The 19,375-nt window shown below is 61.3% G+C and carries 18 protein-coding genes and 1 tRNA gene; 6 read left to right on the top strand and 13 right to left on the bottom strand.

Annotated features, from left to right (window positions below):
- Positions 1-149: 149 nt before the first annotated feature.
- From HGP12_RS20150 to HGP12_RS20140, 3 genes are all read left to right on the top strand, one after another.
- Positions 150-1,202, top strand: coding sequence for a type III polyketide synthase (locus tag HGP12_RS20150; RefSeq protein WP_168840948.1), 1,053 nt, complete (start codon positions 150-152; stop codon positions 1,200-1,202).
- Positions 1,202-1,699 (top strand): isoprenylcysteine carboxyl methyltransferase family protein, encoded by a 498-nt coding sequence (locus tag HGP12_RS20145; RefSeq protein WP_168840949.1) that lies wholly within the window; start codon positions 1,202-1,204, stop codon positions 1,697-1,699. The genes HGP12_RS20150 and HGP12_RS20145 overlap by 1 nt, the downstream gene beginning before the upstream one ends.
- 231 nt (positions 1,700-1,930) lie before the next feature.
- On the top strand, positions 1,931-3,178 hold the full coding sequence (locus HGP12_RS20140; RefSeq protein WP_168840950.1) for an FAD-binding oxidoreductase: 1,248 nt from the start codon (positions 1,931-1,933) through the stop codon (positions 3,176-3,178).
- A gap of 64 nt (positions 3,179-3,242) precedes the next feature.
- Here the strand turns inward: HGP12_RS20140 and HGP12_RS20135 are convergent, their stop codons facing one another.
- The 9 genes from HGP12_RS20135 to HGP12_RS20095 form a co-directional block, all read right to left on the bottom strand.
- Complete coding sequence (locus HGP12_RS20135) at positions 3,243-3,770, bottom strand: gluconokinase (protein ID WP_168840951.1); 528 nt, start codon at positions 3,768-3,770, stop codon at positions 3,243-3,245.
- 264 nt (positions 3,771-4,034) lie between these two features.
- Positions 4,035-4,988, bottom strand: coding sequence for a peptide ABC transporter ATP-binding protein (locus HGP12_RS20130; RefSeq protein ID WP_168840952.1), 954 nt, complete (start codon positions 4,986-4,988; stop codon positions 4,035-4,037).
- On the bottom strand, positions 4,985-6,001 hold the full coding sequence (locus tag HGP12_RS20125) for an ABC transporter ATP-binding protein (RefSeq protein ID WP_168840953.1): 1,017 nt from the start codon (positions 5,999-6,001) through the stop codon (positions 4,985-4,987). The genes HGP12_RS20130 and HGP12_RS20125 overlap by 4 nt, the downstream gene beginning before the upstream one ends.
- A complete protein-coding gene (locus HGP12_RS20120) occupies positions 6,001-6,909 on the bottom strand; it encodes an ABC transporter permease subunit (RefSeq protein ID WP_168840954.1) in 909 nt (302 codons plus the stop codon). Before HGP12_RS20120 ends, HGP12_RS20125 begins: the two co-directional genes overlap by 1 nt.
- A 9-nt stretch (positions 6,910-6,918) precedes the next feature.
- Positions 6,919-7,923 carry an ABC transporter permease subunit gene (locus tag HGP12_RS20115; RefSeq protein ID WP_168840955.1) on the bottom strand — a complete coding sequence of 335 codons (1,005 nt, stop codon included), beginning with the start codon at positions 7,921-7,923 and terminating at the stop codon, positions 6,919-6,921.
- 89 nt (positions 7,924-8,012) lie between these two features.
- Positions 8,013-9,608, bottom strand: coding sequence for an ABC transporter substrate-binding protein (locus tag HGP12_RS20110; protein WP_168840956.1), 1,596 nt, complete (start codon positions 9,606-9,608; stop codon positions 8,013-8,015).
- 340 nt (positions 9,609-9,948) lie between these two features.
- Entirely contained in the window at positions 9,949-10,437 is a 489-nt protein-coding gene (rirA, locus tag HGP12_RS20105) for an iron-responsive transcriptional regulator RirA (RefSeq protein WP_168840957.1), read from the bottom strand.
- A 248-nt stretch (positions 10,438-10,685) separates the two neighbouring features.
- Entirely contained in the window at positions 10,686-11,033 is a 348-nt protein-coding gene (locus HGP12_RS20100; RefSeq protein ID WP_168840958.1) for a VOC family protein, read from the bottom strand.
- Positions 11,034-11,176: 143 nt separating this feature from the next.
- Positions 11,177-12,673, bottom strand: coding sequence for a CoA-acylating methylmalonate-semialdehyde dehydrogenase (locus tag HGP12_RS20095; protein ID WP_168840959.1), 1,497 nt, complete (start codon positions 12,671-12,673; stop codon positions 11,177-11,179).
- A gap of 124 nt (positions 12,674-12,797) precedes the next feature.
- On the opposite strand from HGP12_RS20095, the gene HGP12_RS20090 reads away from it, so the two are divergent.
- A complete protein-coding gene (locus tag HGP12_RS20090) occupies positions 12,798-13,679 on the top strand; it encodes a LysR family transcriptional regulator (RefSeq protein ID WP_168840960.1) in 882 nt (293 codons plus the stop codon).
- A 47-nt stretch (positions 13,680-13,726) separates the two neighbouring features.
- Here HGP12_RS20090 and HGP12_RS20085 read toward each other — a convergent pair whose 3' ends face one another.
- Positions 13,727-13,936 (bottom strand): hypothetical protein, encoded by a 210-nt coding sequence (locus HGP12_RS20085; protein ID WP_168840961.1) that lies wholly within the window; start codon positions 13,934-13,936, stop codon positions 13,727-13,729.
- A 192-nt stretch (positions 13,937-14,128) separates the two neighbouring features.
- Here HGP12_RS20085 and HGP12_RS20080 point away from each other — a divergent pair, with 192 nt between their 5' ends.
- Positions 14,129-14,275 (top strand): hypothetical protein, encoded by a 147-nt coding sequence (locus HGP12_RS20080; protein WP_168840962.1) that lies wholly within the window; start codon positions 14,129-14,131, stop codon positions 14,273-14,275.
- Between the two features lie 51 nt (positions 14,276-14,326).
- Here the strand turns inward: HGP12_RS20080 and HGP12_RS20075 are convergent.
- Both HGP12_RS20075 and HGP12_RS20070 read right to left on the bottom strand, forming a co-directional pair.
- A tRNA-His gene (locus HGP12_RS20075) sits at positions 14,327-14,403 on the bottom strand.
- Positions 14,404-14,620: 217 nt separating this feature from the next.
- Positions 14,621-15,067, bottom strand: coding sequence for a phasin (locus HGP12_RS20070; protein WP_168840963.1), 447 nt, complete (start codon positions 15,065-15,067; stop codon positions 14,621-14,623).
- Between the two features lie 222 nt (positions 15,068-15,289).
- Here HGP12_RS20070 and HGP12_RS20065 point away from each other — a divergent pair, with 222 nt between their 5' ends.
- Positions 15,290-18,943, top strand: a complete 3,654-nt coding sequence (locus HGP12_RS20065; protein ID WP_168840964.1) for an ATP-binding protein — start codon at positions 15,290-15,292, stop codon at positions 18,941-18,943.
- Positions 18,944-18,961: 18 nt separating this feature from the next.
- On the opposite strand, the gene HGP12_RS20060 is transcribed toward HGP12_RS20065, so the two are convergent.
- Positions 18,962-19,363: a GFA family protein gene (locus tag HGP12_RS20060; RefSeq protein WP_168840965.1), complete on the bottom strand. Its 402-nt coding sequence runs from the start codon at positions 19,361-19,363 to the stop codon at positions 18,962-18,964.
- Positions 19,364-19,375 lie beyond the last annotated feature (12 nt).

Genomic DNA, 19,375 nt, shown 5'->3' with positions numbered 1-19,375 from the left:
CGGACATTTTATTCGGACGGCCCGAGAATTTTTTTCTGAGCATCCCGGACCCGGACACCCGTCACTCTTTCGTGACTGCTCCGGCATCGAATAGACCGTCGCCATCGCGTGTTTCCTCCACATGCCCCTCAAGGGCACAGGAGAAACCCGTGACCGATAGCATCAAACTTCTCAGCCTCGCCGTAGCAACACCCGATAACATCATCCTCCAAACGGACGCCGCCGAGACGGCGAGCCGCCTGTTCTCGGATCGTTTTCAGGACTTCAAATATCTCGCCCGCGTGTTTGAGAGCACCGGCATTTGCAAGCGCCATCTGGCGCGGCCGCTTTCCTGGTTCGAACAGCCGCATGGCTGGGAGGACCGCATGGCCGCCTATGCGGAAGTGGCATCCGAACTTTTCCGCCGGACAGCGACTGCGGCTCTGCAACGCGCCGGCCTCGAAGCGCGCCAAGTGGACTGCGTCGTCACGGCCTCATCCACCGGGCTTGCGACGCCGAGCCTCGAGGCGCGTCTCGCCGGCGAGATGGGCTTCCGCGGTGATATCGAACGCGTACCGATTTTCGGGCTCGGCTGTGCAGCCGGCGTATCTGGTCTTGCCGTCGCGACGAAGATGGCAAGAAGCCGGCCGGGCGCCGTCGTGCTTTTCGTCGCGATCGAACTCTGCTCGCTCGCCTTCCGTCTGGACGAACTGACACGACCCAACATCATTGCCACGGCGCTGTTCGGCGATGGCGCGGCCGCCTGCGTGCTGCGGGCGGGCGAGAGCGGCATCGCGGAAATCGAATCGACAGGCGAACATCTCTTTCCCGACAGCCTCGGCATCATGGGCTGGAGGATCGATGATACGGGCTTCGGCATCGTGCTGGAACAATCGCTGCCGGTCTTTGCGGAGACTCATCTGAGAAGCGCTGTTGCCGGCATTCTGGAGCAATCCGGGCTTTTGATCTCGGATGTCGACCGCTTCATCTGCCATCCCGGCGGGGCCAAGGTGCTGGTAGCACTTGAAAAGGCGCTCGGTCTCCAGGAGGGATCGCTCGACATCGAGCGCGGAGTGATCGGCGACTACGGCAACATGTCCTCCCCCACCGTGCTTTTCGTGCTGGAGCGCATGATTGCGGGCGGATTGCCCTCTCGTTCGGCCTTGCTCGCCATGGGTCCGGGCTTCTCGGCAAGCTGCATCACCTTGAGGAGGGTCGCCTGATGCTGTGGCCATCGATCGCGCTTCTTGCCTTCGTGACGCTGCAGCGGCTAGCGGAGCTCATTTATGCCCGGCACAACACCGCCGCCCTGCTTGCCCGCGGCGCCCGGGAATATGCCTCGGAACACTATCCCTTCATGGTGGCGCTGCATGCGGCGTGGCTGATCGGATTATGGCTGCTCGCCATCGGCCGGCCGGTCGATCCCGGCTGGTTCCTGCTCTTCATGCTGCTGCAGGCATTGCGTCTCTGGGTGCTGGCGACGCTGAGGGAACGATGGACGACACGCATCATCATATTGCCCGGCGCGGCTCTCGTGGCCAAGGGACCCTATCGCTTCCTCAGCCATCCGAACTATGCGATCGTCATCGGCGAGATCGCCGTGTTGCCGCTCGCCTTCGGCTTCCCGCTCTATGCCGCGATCTTTTCGCTGCTGAACGGTATCATTCTCGCAATCCGCATCCGCGCCGAAAACATCTGCCTGAAACAGAGTGCGGCCTAGAGCCGGATGATTCTAGGTCTGTTCGACCTAAAATCTGAATCCGCTCTAGAAACAAAGAAGTAGAGCGTGATGTCGTCCGAAAACCGCCTACACTTTTCGGCATCGCGCTCTAACCGCATTTTTCAATTGCACCGCTGAAATTTGGCAGGCATTTTCGATGCTTACAGCGCGGCCCAGGCAATGAAGAAGGGCCGCGCGACAATGCAATGAGCATGCGGATAGCAGGATAAGATGACAAAGGACGCAATCGTTCTCGGTGCGGGCATCGTCGGGGTTTCGACGGCAATCCATCTGCAGCGGCGGGGACGACAAGTCGTCCTCGTCGACCGGCAGCCGCCGGGCCAGGGAACGTCTTTCGGCAATGCCGGCCTCATCCAGCGCGAGGGTGTCGTGCCCTATGGCTTTCCGCAGCAATTCGGCCTGCTGCTGCGCTATGCCTTCAACAATCGCATCGACGCGCATTACCATCTGCGCGCCCTTCCCGCGCAGATCGCCTTCCTCGCCCGCTATTGGTGGAACTCCAATACGAAACGCCACGAGATGATTTCGCGCGCCTACGCGCCGCTGATCGAACATTCCGTCAGCGAACACAACGACCTCATCGAAGCCTCGCATGCCGAGGAGCTCATTCGCAAGAACGGCTGGGTGGAACTGTTCCGTTCGAACGAGAAGCGCGACGCGGAATTTGCCGAGGCCGAGCGCCTCAACCGCGAATTCGGGATCGGCTACGATGCTCTGAGCAGTGCGGAGGTCGCAGCCGCGGAGCCGTATCTCCGGGGCGACTTTGCCGGTGCCCTGCGCTGGCGCGATCCCTGGTCGGTACTGGACCCACATGGGCTGACATCAGCCTATCGCCGCTACTTCGAAAGCATCGGCGGCCGCGTGACGACCGGGGATGCCGTCTCGCTCGGCATGGCCGGGTCGGCCTGGAGAATGGTGACGGCGGACGGGTCGATCGAGGCGGAGGATGTGGTCGTCGCGCTCGGCCCGTGGGCCGACATCGTGACGAAGCGCTTCGGCTATGCCTTTCCCCTCGGCGTCAAGCGCGGCTATCACATGCATTATGCGGCGGAAGGCAATGCCGTCCTCAACAACTGGACGCTGGACGCCGAGCGCGGCTATCTGCTGGCTCCGATGAGCCGCGGCATCAGGCTTACGACCGGCGCCGAATTCGCCCTGCGCGACGCGCCGAAGACACCGGTACAGCTCGATCGCGCCGAGGCCGTCGCCCGCGCCACCTTCCCGCTCGGCGAACGGCTCGACCCCGAACCCTGGATGGGCGCGCGCCCCTGCACACCCGACATGATGCCGATCATCGGCAAGGCCCCGCGTCATAAGGGTTTGTGGTTCGCGTTCGGGCACGCTCATCATGGTTTGACGCTCGGGCCGGTGACCGGCCGCGTGCTCGCCGAGCTCATCACCGGCGAGAAGCCTTTCATCGATATTTCGGCCTATGCTCCGGACCGGTTCGCGCCCTGAGCTGCTCTGTCTCATTCTACGCATTCCGGGCGGAAAACCGCTGCACACCCTTCCAGGAATTGCGTTAGAGGATTGCCGTCAGGCTTTTGACGGAGGCTTCGACAATGCCTTCGATCGTATCGTCGATATCCACGGTCACGACGCCGGGTTCGCCGGTCGGTACTTCCAAGGTCTGCAGCTGGCTTTCGAGCAATGACGCCGGCATGAAATGCCCCTTGCGCTCGCCCATGCGCTTCGTCAGAAGTTCCTTCGAGCCCTCGAGATAGATGAAATAGAGATGGCCGCCGGCGGCGGCCCGCAGGCGCTCGCGATAGACGCGCTTCAGCGCCGAGCAGGTAACTGCGACCCCCTCGCCCTTGGCTAGGCTTGCCGAAATTTCCTGACCGATCTTTTCGAGCCACGGCCAGCGATCTTCGTCCGTCAGCGGAATGCCCTTGCTCATCTTCTCGACATTGGCGGCCGGATGCAGGGCGTCGCCTTCGATGAAATGGATGCCAAGCTTGGCCGCGACACCTTCGCCGATCGAGGATTTGCCGCTGCCGCTCACGCCCATGACGATGATGGCAAGGGGCGTTTGGGATGTTTCACTCATGTCGTTTTCTGCCTTGAATGACGGGGGCCAATGATCGTCGGGCGGGTCCGCCGTTGAAGCATCCGATTGCCTGGCCCCTCACCCTAGCCCTCTCCCCGTAAACGGGGCGAGGGAACGACGGAGCAAGCCAATCGGCGGCAATACCAGGACAGAACCGGCTCTCGTTAGATCAGCCCCCTCTCCCCGCATGCGGGGAGAGGGTTGGGGTGAGGGGCCAGGCAGAAAGGCGCGACAAAGCGACATCTGCCCGATTCACAACTTGGATCAATCCAGTGGAAAGAAACAGGAAAATTTATGCGTTCCGTCGCCCGCCAGCTCCGGTTCGACCTGCCGGCACTTGTCCTGGGCGCGCCAGCAGCGCGGATTGAAGTGACAGCCCTTCGGCGGATTGAGCGGTGACGGCAGCTCGCCCTGCAGGCGAATGCGGTTCTTCTCGCGCTCCGGATCGGCGATCGGCGTTGCCGACAGAAGGGCTGCCGTATAGGGATGGCGCGGACGGCTGAAGACCTCGTCGGCGGTGCCGGTTTCGACCGGGCGGCCGAGATACATCACCATCACATCATCAGCGATATGGCGGACGACGGAGAGGCCGTGCGAGATGAAGAGATAGGCAAGTCCCATCTCCTTCTGCAGGTCCATCAAAAGGTTCAGCACCTGCGCCTGGATCGAGAGATCGAGCGCGGAGACGGGTTCGTCGAGCACCAGCACCTTCGGCCGGAGCATCAGGGCACGCGCAATGGCGATACGCTGGCGCTGACCGCCGGAGAACATATGCGGATAGCGGTCGTAATGTTCGGGGCGCAGGCCGACGCGCGCCATCATCTCCTCCGCCTTGCGGCGGCGGGTGGCGGCGTCGTCATCCGTGTTGATCTTCAGCGGCTCTTCCAGGATCGAGCCGACCTTCTGGCGTGGATTGAGCGAGCCATAGGGGTTCTGAAACACGATCTGCACGGCGCTGCGCAAGCTGCGGTCGCCAAGCTTGGCGGGCTTGCCGTCGATCAGCAATTCGCCAGCCGTCGGGTTTTCGATCATCGTCACAAGGCGGGCAAGCGTCGACTTGCCGCAGCCGGATTCGCCGACAACCGCAAGCGTGCGGCCCGACTGCAGGCTGAAGCTGACGCCGTTCAATGCCTTGACGGTCGCTTCCGGTTTGAAGCTGCCGCGCTTGATGGTGTAGAAGCGGGCGAGATCGCGCCCTTCGAGAACAGCGCCGGTCATGCGGCACCTCCTGCTTTTTGCGTGGCGGCAATACCGGGGTGGCCGAGCGGCTTGCCATGTTCCAGCGGATAGTTGCAAAGGGTCAGGCCGAGTTCGACGCCCTGGCGCTTGACGCCCCTGTCGCATTCCGGCGTGGCGAACGAGCAGCGCGGCGCAAAAAGACAGCCCGTCGGCCGATCGTGCTGACCGGGAACGACGCCGGCGATCGACGGCAGGCGCTCGCCGACTTCGGCACGTTCAGGCAAAGCCGATAGAAGCGCCGCCGTGTAGGGGTGATGCGGATCGCGGAACAGCTCCCTGACCGGCTGCTCCTCCACCTTCTGGCCGGCATATTGCACCTGCACGCGCTCGGCCGTTTCGGCGACGACGCCCATGTCGTGGGTGATGAGCACGAGCGCCATGCCCTGCTCCCTTTGCAGGCGCACGAGCAGATCGAGGATCTGTGCCTGGATCGTCACGTCGAGCGCGGTGGTCGGCTCATCGGCGATCAGGAGCTTCGGATTGCAGGCGAGCGCCATGGCGATCATGACGCGCTGGCTCATGCCGCCCGACATCTGATGCGGGAAGTTCGACAGCCTATCCTCGGGCGCGGGAATGCCGACCAGATTCAGAAGCTCGATCGAGCGCTCGCGACGCGCCTTGCGGTCGAGGCCCATGTGGATGCGCAGGGTCTCGCCGAGTTGGAAGCCGACCGTGAAGCACGGATTGAGGCTCGACATGGGCTCCTGGAAGATCATCGCCATGTCCTTGCCGATGATCTTGCGGCGCTGTCGCGAGGAGATGCCGCGCAGGTCCTTGCCATCGAACATCATGCGGTCGGCGGTGATCTTCGCCGTCCAGGGCAGAAGCCCCATCATGGCGAGCATGGAGACCGACTTGCCGGAACCGGATTCGCCGACGATCGACAGGATTTCTCCCTTGTCGCAGCTGAGCGAGACGCCATCGACCGCCCGGAAGAGGCCGGACGATGTTTGGAATTCAACGGATAGATTTTCAATATCGAGGAGTGCCATTACGACCTCTTCAGCTTCGGGTCGAAGGCATCGCGCAGGCCGTCGCCCATCAGATTGATGGCGAGCACCGTAATCAGGATGCACAGACCGGGGAAAGTGACGAGCCAAGGGTTGCTCTGGAAGAATTCACGCGAATCCGCGAGCATCGTACCCCATTCCGGCGTCGGCGGCTGGGCGCCCTGGCCGAGGAAGCCGAGTGCCGCGGCATCGAGAATGGCGGCGGAGAAGGCAAGCGTGCCCTGCACGATCAGCGGACCGAGACAGTTCGGCAGGATCGTCTTGAACATCAGCCGCAGCGGACCGGCACCCGCAACACGCGAGGCGATGACATATTCCTTGTCGCGCTCAGTCATGACCGAGGCGCGCGTCAGGCGAACGAAATGCGGCTGGTTGACGATGGAGATGGCGATCATCGCATTGGTCAGGCCCGGGCCGAGGATGGCCACCAGCACCAGGGCCAGCAGCAATGACGGGATGGCAAGGATGATGTCCATGATGCGCATGATGATCGTATCGGTGCGGCCGCGGACATAGCCGGCGACAAGGCCGATCAGGATGCCGGCGATCGCCGAAAGCGAAGCGACGACGAGGCCGATGAACAGCGAGAACCGCGTGCCATAGATGAGGCGCGACAGAAGATCACGACCATTGGCATCGGTGCCGAGCAGGAAGCTGCTGTTGCTGCCCTCCGCCCAGGCTGGCGGCAGGCGCTGCATGTCGCTGCCATAGGCGGCATCGGGATTATGAGGCGCCACGACGCCGGCGAAGATCGCCAGCAGCAGGACGAAGAGGAAGATCGCAAGGCCGATGACGGCGCCCTTGTTGCGGGAGAAGTAGTACCAGAACTCCGCAAGAGCGGAGGGGCGGTCGGATTTGACGTTAACCGTTTTGACGCTAACCGTGCTCATGGGCCGCTCCTAGTGACGAATGCGTGGATTGACGAAGCCGTAGAGCAAGTCGACAGCGAGATTGACGAGCATGACGATGCCGGCGATCAGCAACAGGCCGCCCTGCACCACCGGATAATCACGCTTGAAGACGGCATCGATCATCCATTTGCCGATACCCGGCCAGGAGAAGATGCTCTCGGTCAGGATGGCGCCGCCGAGCAGCACGCCGACCTGCAGGCCGATCGTGGTGACGACGGGGATCATCGCGTTGCGAAGCGCATGCACGGAAACGACGCGCAAGGGAGACAGCCCCTTGGAGCGGGCCGTGCGCACATAATCCTCGCCGAGCACTTCCAGCATGGCGGAACGCGTCTGGCGCGCGATGACGGCGAGCGGGATGGTTCCGAGCACGATGGTCGGCAGGATCAGCGAATTGAGAGCGGAGGCGAAGGCGCCCTTCTGACCGGAGAGCAGGCTGTCGATCAGCATGAAGCCGGTGATCGGCTTGAAGAAATAGATGAGGCCGATGCGGCCCGAAACCGGCGTCCAGTGCAGATAGCCGTTGAAGACGATGATCAGCAGCAGACCCCACCAGAAGATCGGCATGGAATAGCCGACGAGGGCCACGCCCATGACGCTCTGGTCGAACCATGTGCCGCGCTTGACGGCGGCGAAAACGCCGGCCGGAATGCCAAGACAGATCGCGAGGATCATGGCGCAGATCGACAATTCGAGCGTTGCCGGGAAGAAGGTGAAGAAGTCGGTCAGCACATCACGCTTGGTGGTGATCGAGGTGCCGAGGTCGCCATGCAGGGCGCTCCAGATATATCGGCCGTACTGCACGACCATCGGCTGATCGTAGCCGAGATCGTGGGAGATCTGCGCATGGCGTTCCGGCGACATGACGCGTTCGCCCGACAGCAGCATGACAGGATCGCCGGGAAGCAGGCGGATGAAGGAGAAGGCGACGATCGAGACGCCGAGGAATGTCGGGATCAGCACAGCAAGGCGGCCGAAAAGAAATCGCAACATGGCAGATATCCAAATTTTTCCGGCGGTCAGGCAAAGTGCCCGACCGCCGGATCGCCCGGTTCTAACCGGACATATTCATAGATTTTTCGTTATTCGGCGATGTCGACGCCGTCGAAGCGATGAACGCCGACCGGATCCTGGAAGTAGCCGGAGACATTCTTCGTCATCGGGATGAACTCTTCCGAATGGTCGATGGTCATCCAGGGAGCTTCACGCTTGAAGACGAGCTGAGCCTCTTCGTAGAGCTTGGTGCGCTCCTTGACGTCGGCGGTCTGCTTGGCCTTCTTCACGAGAGTGTCGAATTCCTTGTTGCACCACTGCGCGCGGTTGTTGCCGCCGACGGCATCGCAGCCGAGCAGCGTGTCAAGGAAGTTGTCCGGATCGCCATTGTCGCCGGTCCAGCCGAGGATGGCCGCGCCGTCGCGGTCCTTGGCGGAGGAGAGCTTCAGGTACTGAGCCCAGTCATAGGTGACGATTTCGACCTTGATGCCGATCTTGGCGAGATCTGCCTGCATCAGCTCGGCGGCGCGACGCGCGTTCAGCATGTACGGACGCGAAACCGGCATAGCCCAGATCTTCATGCTGAGATCCTTGACGCCGGCCTTTTCAAGCAGCTTCTTGGCTTCGTCCGGGTTGTAGGCGTCGTCCTTCACGTCCTTGTTGTAGGACCACATGGTCGGCGGGATCGGGTTGGTCGCAACCTTGCCGGAACCCTGGAAGACGGCATCAACGATCGCCTGCTTGTTGACGGCCATGTTGATCGCCTTGCGTACTTCGACCTTGTCGAAGGGAGCAACAAGCGTGTTGTAGGCGAGATAGGAAACGTTCAAGCCGGCCTGCTCCAGAACCTTGAGGTTCTTGTCGGCCTTCAGATCCTTGATGTCGGCCGCATTCGGATAGGGCATGATGTTGCATTCGCCGGACTTCAGCTTCTGCGCGCGGACGGATGCATCCGGCGTGATCGCGAAGACGAGATCGTCGATCTTTTCCTTGCCCTTGAAGTAGGTTTCGTTCGACTTGTAGCGGATGACGGCATCCGGCTGGTAGGCGACGAAGGTGAACGGACCGGTGCCGAGCGGCTGCTGGTTCATCTGCTCCATCTTCTTGTCGGCCTGCAGCTTGTCTGCATATTCCTTCGACAGGATCGAGGCGAAGTCCATGGCCAGGTCGGCGATGAAGGGAGCTTCCGGATGGTTCAGAACGAACTTGACGGTAAGGTCATCAACCTTGTCGATCGACTTGATGAGCTTCGGGAAGCCCATGCCGTCGGCATATTCATAGGAACCGCCGGCAACATACTTGGCCCACGGATTGTCCGTACCGAGCTGGCGGCTGATCGAGAAGATGACGTCGTCGGCATTGAGATCACGCGTCGGCGTGAAGAAATCGGTCGTCTGGAACTTCACGCCCTTGCGAAGCTTGAAGGTGTATTCCTTGCCGTCGGAGGAAACGGTCCAGCTCTCGGCGAGGCCGGGTTCGACCTCGGTGCTGCCGTGCTTGAATTCGACCAGGCGGCTGTAAACCGCACGCGAGGAGGCATCAAATGTGGTGCCGGCCGTATAGATGCCGGGATCGAACCCTTCCGGCGAACCCTCCGAGCAATAGACAAGCGTTTTCGACCAGGCGGACGTCGCCATGACAGAAGTCAAGGCTGTCACTGCCAGCAGGACAGAAATCTTTTTCATGATATCGTTTCCCAGGTTTGTTATTCTTTTGAAGCCGTGGACACCACCAGAGGTTCCCTTCCGGATCGCGCCGATGGAACTTTATTTTAAGTTTGAAAGCAACAAGCGCCGCCTAAAATTCTTCCAATTTGTAGAGTTTGGAAATTTTTGGACGAAAAGGCCTTTGAATTGGTAATATTCTGGTAAAATTTTGCACGGTTTTAGCATATTCAGAACGATTTGATGGTTTGCTTTCGCAATCCGCTAACCGTTTATTGCCCGCATAGGAGGCAATATAAACGAAAATCCGCAGCTACCGGGGGCAGCCGCGGACAAAGATGATCGAGGTCGGGACGAATGATCAGGCGGCCGGCGCTGAGATCGCGGGCTTCCTGGCGATCGCCTTATGGTCCGCGTCGGTCAGGCCAAGGAGGAAGTTGATCTGCGGCCGCGCCTTGACCAGATCATCGATGGAATATTCGGCCAGAACATCGAAGAAAGCGTTCAGCGCCTTGCGCAGTGCGGAATTGAGGCCGCAGCTATCAACCAGCGGACATTCCACCACGCCATCCTCGAAACATTCCGCCATGGCGAAACTGTCTTCGGTGACGCGAACGACGTCGAAAAGGCTGATATCGGTTGCGGGCTTGCCAAGACGCACACCGCCATTGCGGCCACGCACGGTTTCGACAAGACCCGCCTTCGTCAGCGGCTGCAGGATCTTGAAGAGAAACAGCTCGGAAACGCTGTATGCCCTGGCGATCTCCGGGATGCGGCTCAGATGGCCATCATTGGCGGCGCAATACATCAGCATGCGCACCGCGTAATTGGTCTGTTTCGTCAAACGCATGCCGATCTCCTGGAATCGAGGCTGCCTGGGGGCTGGACCCGTATATAGTGGCTTTCTCAGTTTTGAACAATTCCAAAATATGAAATTCATATTCACGTTATTTCGAAAGTCTCAGCCTTTCGGTCTCGTCCGCTTCTGTCTCGCCGTCCCGCCGCAATCAGGTATCGACCGGCTTCAGACCGTTACGGCGGATCGGTGCTTCGAGGTGGATAGCTTGACTGAGAAGTCTGCGATCCATAGCGGCATGTCTAGGAGGAAGACACCCATACCGCCATTTCACAGCCACCCGGCTCGCGAAAATGGAACCGGCGGCCGCCGGGAAAATCGAAGGCGGGCCGGGTGATGACGCCGCCGGCGAACTCCACGGCGCGCTGGGCTGCCTCCAGATCGGTGGTGCGCACGACGGGCAAGGGCGTACCGGCGGCCTCCCCCGCATCCCCGTCTATGCCGGCATCTATCCCGGCCGCCTCGATGACATGATATGTCGGCCCATAGCTGACAAAGCTCCAGTCGAAGGCTTCCTCGAAAAAGCGCCGGGTTTTCAGGCCGTCTTTCGACGGAAATTCGAGATAGTCGATCTGATAGGTCATAGGCACGCTGCGGCCCTCCCATTGTTCTCGTTTTGTTCTAAGCCAAAACGATGACGCAGACAAGATCACTCTATCGAAAATCGGCGCAACAAAAAACCGCCGCCCGAAACGTGCCGGGCGGCGGTCGATAATACCGATGGTGGCGATGCTTACTTCATCGTCGGCATGACGAATTCGGCACCATCCTTGATGCCGGACGGCCAGCGGGCGGTGATCGTCTTGGTGCGCGTCCAGAACTTGATGGAATCCGTGCCGTGCTGGTTGAGATCGCCGAAGCTGGAGGCCTTCCAGCCGCCGAAGGAGTGATAGGCGAGCGGGACCGGGATCGGAACATTGACGCCGATCATGCCGATATTGATGCGCGAGGCGAAATCGCGGGCCGCATCGCCATCACGGGTATAGATGGCGACGCCGTTGCCGTATTCGTGCTTCATCGGCAGCTCGAGCGCTTCCTCGTAGTTCTTGGCGCGGACAACCGAAAGAACCGGCCCGAAGATCTCGGTCTTGTAGATGTCCATGTCCGGCTTGACATGGTCAAACAGCGTGCCGCCGACGAAATAGCCGTCTTCATAGCCCTGCAGCTTGAAGCCGCGGCCATCGACGACCAGCTTTGCGCCTTCTTCTACGCCACGATCGATCAGGCCGGTAACGCGGTTATAGGCATCCTTCGTCACGAGCGGGCCGAGATCGGCCTTGTCGTCGGTGTAGGGGCCAATGCGCAGGGACTCGATCTTCGGCACCAGCTTCTCGACAAGCCGGTTGGCCGTCTCTTCGCCGACCGGGACCGCGACCGATACCGCCATGCAGCGTTCGCCGGCCGAACCGTAGCCGGCGCCCATCAGCGCGTTGACGGCCTGGTCCATGTCGGCATCGGGCATGATGATCATATGGTTCTTGGCGCCACCGAAGCACTGGGCGCGTTTGCCGTTCATGGCAGCGGTGCCATAGACATAGCGGGCGATCGGCGTGGAGCCGACGAAGGAAACGGCAGCGATGTCCGGATCTGCCAGGATGGCGTCGACGGCGGCCTTGTCGCCGTTGACGACGTTGAGGATGCCTGCGGGCAGGCCGGCTTCGATCATCAGTTCGGCGAGACGGAGCGGCACGGACGGATCGCGCTCGGACGGCTTCAGGATGAAGGCGTTACCGCAAGCGATCGCAGGGGCGAACATCCACATCGGGATCATGGCCGGGAAGTTGAACGGCGTGATGCCGGCGCCGACGCCAACCGGCTGGCGAATGGAGTACATGTCGATCGCCGGGCCGGCGCCTTCGGTGAACTCACCCTTCTGGAGGTGCGGGATACCGCAGACGAATTCGCAGACTTCCAGGCCGCGGATGACGTCGCCCTTGGAATCTTCGACTGTCTTGCCGTGCTCCTTGGAGAGCAAAGTGGCAAGCTCATCCATGTTCTTGTTCAGAAGTTCAACGAACTTGAAGAAGACGCGTGCGCGGCGCTGCGGATTGGTGGCCGCCCATTTCGGCTGCGCGGCCTTGGCATTTTCAACCGCGGCGCGGATTTCCTCGACGCTGGCGAGCGCGACAGTCGCCTGCATTTCGCCGGTTGCCGGGTTGTAGACCTTGCTGATGCGCCCGCTCGTGCCGGCGACGTGCTTGCCGCCGATGAAATGACCAATCTCACGCATGGATGTGCCTCCTCGTTTTCTTCGATGGTGACAGGATCGCACTTCAATTTGCACAAATCAATGAGCTGTTATAAGCAACCGTTGTGCAAAAATTAAAGCCCTAGATGTGCAATTGGATGTGCGAATGGATTGGGATGACGTCCGAATGTTTCTCGCCGTCGCCCGAACCGGGCAGATCCTGGCCGCCTCGAAGCGGCTGGGTGTCAACCATGCCACCCTCTCCCGGCGGGTGACGACGCTGGAGGAGCGGCTGAAGACGCGGTTGCTGGTGCGTCGCACCAATGGCTGTGACCTAACGGCGGAGGGCGAGATTTTCCTTCATGCGGCGGAACGCATGGAAACCGAGATGCTGCGCGCGCAGGCGAGCGTCGGCCATCTCGACAGCGCCATAACAGGCACGGTGCGGATCGGTGCGCCCGACGGCTTCGGGGTTTCCTTCCTCGCGCCCCGACTCGGGCGGCTGATCGCGCGCTATCCGGAGCTGCGCATCCAGCTCGTGCCCGTTCCCCGCTCCTTTTCGCTGTCGCAGCGCGAGGCTGATATCGCGATCACGCTGGAGCGCCCCGAGCAGGGTCGGCTGGTCTCATCCAAGCTGACGGACTACACGCTCGGTCTATACGCCTCGAAAGCCTATCTGACGCAGGCCGGATTGCCCGACAGCGTCGAGGCGCTGAAGCTGCATCCGCGCATCGGCTATGTCGAAGACCTGATCTTCACGGCGTCGCTGAATTTTTCCGGCGAGATCATGCGCAGCTGGGACGCGTCGTTCGAGATCTCCACCTCCATCGGCCAGACGGAAGCGGTTCGTTCCGGCGCCGGCATCGGCATCCTGCATGATTATATCGCCAGGCAATTTCCGGAACTCCACCGCATCCTGCCCGATGTCTCCATCAAGCGGGCCTACTGGACGACCTATCATGAAAGTGCCCGCGACCTCGTGCGCGTGCGCACCGTCGCGGATTTTCTGCAGGAGCTGGTGAACGAGGAGCGGCGGATGTTCCTATAACGTCAGCGGCCGGGATCACGCCCATGGCTCACAGTGCCCTGCTGTGGTCACGGCATCAAGGTACTCCACCATGACGGCGCATGCGGCAACGCGGGTGTCAGGGCATGCTTGGGCGGCTCCTCATTCTCGTCGGGATTGGGAACGGGAATCTCATCCGGCAGCCTGTCCGGCTCCGGCTCCTCGACCGGTGGTCTCGGCGTCCAGCCAGGCTCCGGTATCGGAGGCGACTCGGGGATCGGCTCGTTCGGTACAGACATGCCCGCTCCTTTCGTCTCGTTGCCGATATGGAGACAACGACGAGCGATACGGACGGTTCCAAGATAAATTTCGGCATGCGGCCGAAACACTGTAGCGTTCGCCGCCTGGGCTCCCGGCTGCTCGCCCCCTTGATGCTGGACAAAGACGGCGCAAAGCCTAGTATTTCGGGGAGAGGTCGAGGAGCCAGGACGATGAGCGACAAAAAGCAGCGGAAACTGAGCGAGAAAGAGCGCAAGGAACAGGACGATTACCTGGAAGAAGCGCTGGAGGAGACCTTTCCTGCCAGCGATCCGATATCGCCCGGCCACGTGTCGAAGAAGCCTGAAGACAAGAAATAGGCATCTAAGGCCGACGGGTCAGCCATACATAAGATGGACTCGTGGGAAGAATGGTACGGTTGGGGGGTCTCGAACCTCCGACCTCAGGTGCCACAAACCTGCGCTCTAACCAACTGAGCTACAACCGCACATGCTCGCGTCGCCGCGAACGGGGGTGACATACGAGGACTTTGAAATTATTTCAAGTCCTATCTCCCCGCAATATAAAAAAGCTTTGCAGATATCCAAACGATGATGCGCGGCAGGATACCGGCCAGACCGGTTCGTGCCGGAAATGAAAAGTCCCGCCCCAGGCTTTCACCTGGGAACGGGACGTTCGTGCCTTGGGAGGCTTATCGGAAGTGATTAGGCCTTGAAGGAAGCCATTGCTTTTTCGGCGGCGTCCTTGGCGGGCTTTGCCAGCTTTTCGGCAACCTTCTTGGTGGTGTCCTGAATGGACTTGGCCTGCTCGACGGTGACTTCGGCCTGCTTGCGGATGAAAGCAGTCTGAAGTTCGAAGAGTTCTGCGACGGACTTGACGCGAAGCAGGGCTTCCATGTGGGCAAGCGAGCTTTCGGCATTGGTGCGCAGAACGTCGATTGCCTTAAGGCCGATTTCTACCGAACCAGCCTGGGCGGTCTGCACGGTTGCTTCAACCGTCTTGCCGGCTTCCTCAGTCGCAGCCTTCAGCTTTGCGAAGGCGTCCTTGGACTGGGCAGCGCCCTTTTCCGCGAAGTCGCGGAAAGATTCGGAGAGCTTGGACGGATCGAATGCAGCCGTTGAAAAAACGTCGTCTTTCTTTACAGTAGCCATGATTACGCTCCTAAAAGGGCCCTCCCTGAGGCGCCCGTCGTGAACCTGTGTGAGGACTATATAATATAAATTATTGTGCAGTGCAACATATTTGTGCGCCGCACAAGGCGTTAACCTTTCCGGCCGAAAAATGGGCCGTTCGCTGGACCGAAAAGCGGGGCGCCGTTATTAATAAACCGTTAAATCACGAGAGGCGGTTACGCCCGCAAAACAGGTTGGAAAATGCCCGCAATTCAATATCCGTTCATTGACATTGCCGTGCATCCCCGCGTTCGGGAGCGTTTCGCGCGCGGTGAAGCCATGGTCATGTTCTCGACCGGCATGGGTCGCGTGCTCTGGGCCAATGGCGCCGGTGCTAACCTCTTCGGCTATGAGGTCATTTACGATTTCGTCGAGCAGGGTCCGAAGCCCGGCGACGTCTCGTTTCGCCAGATCGAGGCAACGGCGCGCGGCCTCGGCGCGGTCGGCGATCAACGGACATTCCTGATCCGCATGGCCTCGGGCTTCCAGCGGGCGGTCGTCAATGCCGCCGTCGAACTCATCCGTATCCAGGCCGGCGAAGAGGCGGTCCTGTTTTCTTCTCCGGTCTCATCGAAGCCGCTCGCACCGGCCGAATGCGCCAAGCGCATGATCGACGGCTTCGACGATCCCGATACCCACATGGCCGTCATCGGCCGCGACGGTGACATCATTGCCGCATCCGCCGGTTTCAGCGCACTCGGCGTGACGCCGCCGACGGCGCGAATGCTGACGACCATGGCCGGCGCCCAGCCGGACCGGCTGATCAAGCGGCCGATTTCGACCGGTCATGGCTATTTGCCTGCCGCCATCGGCAAACTGTCGGAAATTCCCGCCTTACATCTGCTATTTGTCGTCGAGGCCGCAATGGGCCGCCTCGATCCGGCGGAGGACCGCACCGGAAAAACAGGCTCGACGGCATCTGCCACGGTTGAACCGCAGACAGAAGAGGTGCGCGAGGAGCTCGAGGCGGCAGCGGATGAGACCGTAAAGCCCGCCGAGGACGCGCCCTTCGGCGATGTCATCGAGGCCGTGGCGGATATCGAGGAACTGGACGAGCCGCCGGAATATCGCTCGGACGAGCAGGAGGAAGCGGCGGCGCATGCAGAAAGCATGGGCGAGGATACGCACGCGCCGGTGCTGACGAATAGCGCAAGCGAGGCGGACGAGACCACCCTTCATGACGGGAAGCCGCAGGAACAAGCCGCAACCAACGACGAAGAGCCTGCTGCCGGTGATGCCACAGTAGAAGCGCGTGTTGAGGAGGCTTCATCGGAAAGTTCGGCTGCCGAAGATCATTCCGCGAAGGGTTTCGCCTTCCAGCGCAACGGACGCGCCACACGCTTCGTGTGGAAGATCGATGCGGCCGGCCGTTTCAGCGAGGTTTCCCGCGAATTCGCCGATGCGGTCGGTCCCCACGCGGCCCATATTGCGGGCGAGGCCTTCGCCGATGTCGCCCAGCGCTTCAATCTCGATCCGGACCGCAAGATCGCGGAATTGCTCGCGCGGCGCGACACATGGTCGGGCCGGACGATCTATTGGCCAGTGGAAGGCACAAGCCTGATGGTGCCAGTCGATCTCGCCGCTCTGCCGACCTATACCCGCAGCCGCGAATTCGACGGTTTCAGAGGCTTTGGCGTCGTGCGCCTGGCAGACACGATCGACGACCCGATGAAACGCGGTATGGATCTCGGCGAACGGGACGGCCAGGACGTGGCATCCGCGACGGATCCGTCAGCGGAAACGGAGGCGGTTTCGCAGGAACCACCGGCTTCCGAGCCCGAGGCTCAGGCGGCGATGGAAGAGGTGGAGAGCTTGGCGCCAGACGCGGCGGAAGATATTGCCGCCGAGCACCATGAACCGCCTGCCCTGCGGATCTCCGAAACGCCGAACCGGCGTGAATCGGACAAGGTGGTTCGCCTGCACGAACGCCGGAGCTTAACGCAAGCCGGTCTTTCGCTCAGCGAGCAGGCTGCCTTCCGGGAGATCGCGCGACAGCTCGATCCCTTTGGCAAGCGCGCGGAACCGCCCACGGAGCAACCGCACGACGAACGGCACGAAGATGACGCCGATATCGCCCCGCAGCCGAATGCGGCCGACGAGATCCTGTCCGATATGGCGGAGCCGACTGTTGGAAACGACCATGCCCAGGACGAAGAGACAACGGTTCCAGGCGCTGCAGAGGATGCATCCAAACCGGTCGTGAAGCTGGTCGAGACCACGGATGGCGACGGCCTTGGAACGGACGATGGTGCTCATGCCGAAAATCCGGCCGCCTCCGCCGAGCCGGAGGAGGATTTCGATCCGCTTGACGTCCTGAACACCGCCATTCCGCCGCGCGTGAAGATGCGCACCGGCCTGTCTTCCGAGATCGTCGATCAGCTGCCGCTCGCCATCCTTATCCATGCCGGCGATCGCCTGATCCACGGCAATCCGGAATTCCTGCGGCTGACCGGCTATGAGAACCTCGAGGATCTCGAGCAGATCGGCGGGCTGGACGCGCTGTTGCAGCGCAACGATCTGGAAAGCAAGACCGAACAGCCCGGCACGATGATGGTCGTGCGCGCCGACGATGCGCTGGTGCCGGTCACGGCGCGGCTGCAATCGATCCGCTGGGAGGACGGCACGGCATTGATGCTGGCGTTGATGCCGGTGGAAAGAAGCGAGCCGTCGGCACCGCCGCCGCAGCTTGTTCCCGAAGAGGCACGCCAGGAACGCATCATCGAGAAGGTTGCGAAGCTGCAGGTGGAGATCGAGGAGCTGCGCTCGACGCTGGAGACGGCAACGGATGGCGTGATCATCATCGGCCAGGAGGGTGAGATCCGCTCGATGAACCGCTCGGCAAGCGCCCTCTTCAATTACGACGACCAGGAAACACGCGGCAAACCCTTCGTCATGCTGTTTGCCCATGAGAGCCAGAAGGCGGTGCTCGATTATCTCAGCGGCCTTTCGGGCCATGGCGTCGCCAGCGTGCTCAATGATGGGCGCGAAGTGATCGGCCGCGAGGCATCGGGCGGCTTCGTGCCGCTCTTCATGACCATGGGGCGCCTCAACTCCTCGAACGGCTACTGCGCCGTCATCCGAGACATCACGCAATGGAAGCGCACCGAAGAGGAGCTGCGCAACGCCAAACGTGCCGCCGAAACCGCCAATGCCCACAAGACGGATTTCCTTGCTCGCGTCAGCCACGAAATCCGCACGCCGCTCAATGCCATCATCGGCTTTTCCGACATGATGGCCGGCGAGCGCTTCGGGCCGATCGGCCATTCGCGCTATGTCGAATATGCGACCGATATCGGCCGCTCCGGGCGCCATGTGCTCGACATCGTCAACGATCTCCTCGATATCTCCAAGATCGAGGCCGGCGAGATGGACCTGGATTTCGCCTCCGTCGGTCTCAACGAGGCGATCACCGAAGCGGTGTCGCTGGTGCAGCCGCAAGCCAACAGCCAGCGCGTCATCATCCGCACGGCGCTGTCGCAAGCCGTGCCGAATGTCGTTGCCGACCTGCGCTCGATCAAGCAGATCGCGCTCAATATCCTCTCCAACGCCATCCGCTTCACGCCGTCGGGCGGCCAGATTGTCGTATCGACCGCCTATGAGGGCAATGGCAGCGTCGTGATGCGGATCAGGGATACCGGTGTCGGCATGACGCGTTCGGAGCTGGAGCAGGCGATGAAACCGTTCCGGCAGGTCTCCACCAATGCCCGCAAACGCGGCGACGGCACCGGCCTCGGCCTGCCGCTGACCAAGGCCATGGTCGACGCCAACCGGGCAACCTTCTCAATCAACTCGGCCCCGAACGAGGGCACGCTGGTCGAGATCACCTTCCCCTCGCCGAGGGTACTGGCGAACTGAAAAAACTTCGGCTCGCCGTCAAAACCAGAGATCGCGCACACATCGGCCGTCGGAAGGAAGGTCTTCGAATGTGTCCAGGCCGTCGAAATGATCGATAGGCAGGTCAGCGACAAGATCCGGCGGCGCCAGCCGAACGTTGACGGCCATGCGCCGGCGGCCATCCTTTTGCAGCCGTAGGCCGCGCCAGCTCACGACGCAGGCGCAGGATGGACAGAACAGTATTTCAAGGGAAGGTTTGTCCTTGCCGGCGCGGGTATAGGAGGCCGTGTGGCCAGTGACGGAGACCCGCTCTCCTTCGTAGTCATAGGCCCACAGCGTGCCGTAACGCCGGCAGAGAGTGCAGTTGCAGGCGGTGATCGAACCTGGATCTCCCTCGAGCGTCCAGCCCGTCTTGCCGCAATGACATGAGCCGGTCAGCATGGCTTACTTTAC

It is taken from the genome of Rhizobium sp. P28RR-XV, from assembly GCF_012641385.1.
Classification (GTDB): Bacteria; Pseudomonadota; Alphaproteobacteria; order Rhizobiales; family Rhizobiaceae; genus Rhizobium.
The sequence above is the reverse complement of the archived record's forward strand: the minus strand, read 5'-3'. Positions and strand labels throughout refer to the sequence as shown.

Bases quoted from the DNA above. Each gene is read 5' to 3' on its own strand.
- HGP12_RS20110 (WP_168840956.1), bottom strand. From the start codon at position 9,608: ATGAAAAAGATTTCTGTCCTGCTGGCAGTGACAGCCTTGACTTCTGTC.
- rirA (WP_168840957.1), bottom strand. From the start codon at position 10,437: ATGCGTTTGACGAAACAGACCAATTACGCGGTGCGCATGCTGATGTAT.
- HGP12_RS20135 (WP_168840951.1), bottom strand. From the start codon at position 3,770: ATGAGTGAAACATCCCAAACGCCCCTTGCCATCATCGTCATGGGCGTG.
- HGP12_RS20065 (WP_168840964.1), top strand. From the start codon at position 15,290: ATGCCCGCAATTCAATATCCGTTCATTGACATTGCCGTGCATCCCCGC.
- HGP12_RS20095 (WP_168840959.1), bottom strand. From the start codon at position 12,673: ATGCGTGAGATTGGTCATTTCATCGGCGGCAAGCACGTCGCCGGCACG.
- HGP12_RS20120 (WP_168840954.1), bottom strand. From the start codon at position 6,909: ATGAGCACGGTTAGCGTCAAAACGGTTAACGTCAAATCCGACCGCCCC.
- HGP12_RS20060 (WP_168840965.1), bottom strand. From the start codon at position 19,363: ATGCTGACCGGCTCATGTCATTGCGGCAAGACGGGCTGGACGCTCGAG.
- HGP12_RS20145 (WP_168840949.1), top strand. From the start codon at position 1,202: ATGCTGTGGCCATCGATCGCGCTTCTTGCCTTCGTGACGCTGCAGCGG.
- HGP12_RS20130 (WP_168840952.1), bottom strand. From the start codon at position 4,988: ATGACCGGCGCTGTTCTCGAAGGGCGCGATCTCGCCCGCTTCTACACC.
- HGP12_RS20080 (WP_168840962.1), top strand. From the start codon at position 14,129: ATGAGCGACAAAAAGCAGCGGAAACTGAGCGAGAAAGAGCGCAAGGAA.
- HGP12_RS20085 (WP_168840961.1), bottom strand. From the start codon at position 13,936: ATGTCTGTACCGAACGAGCCGATCCCCGAGTCGCCTCCGATACCGGAG.
- HGP12_RS20125 (WP_168840953.1), bottom strand. From the start codon at position 6,001: ATGGCACTCCTCGATATTGAAAATCTATCCGTTGAATTCCAAACATCG.
- HGP12_RS20115 (WP_168840955.1), bottom strand. From the start codon at position 7,923: ATGTTGCGATTTCTTTTCGGCCGCCTTGCTGTGCTGATCCCGACATTC.
- HGP12_RS20140 (WP_168840950.1), top strand. From the start codon at position 1,931: ATGACAAAGGACGCAATCGTTCTCGGTGCGGGCATCGTCGGGGTTTCG.
- HGP12_RS20070 (WP_168840963.1), bottom strand. From the start codon at position 15,067: ATGGCTACTGTAAAGAAAGACGACGTTTTTTCAACGGCTGCATTCGAT.
- HGP12_RS20090 (WP_168840960.1), top strand. From the start codon at position 12,798: ATGGATTGGGATGACGTCCGAATGTTTCTCGCCGTCGCCCGAACCGGG.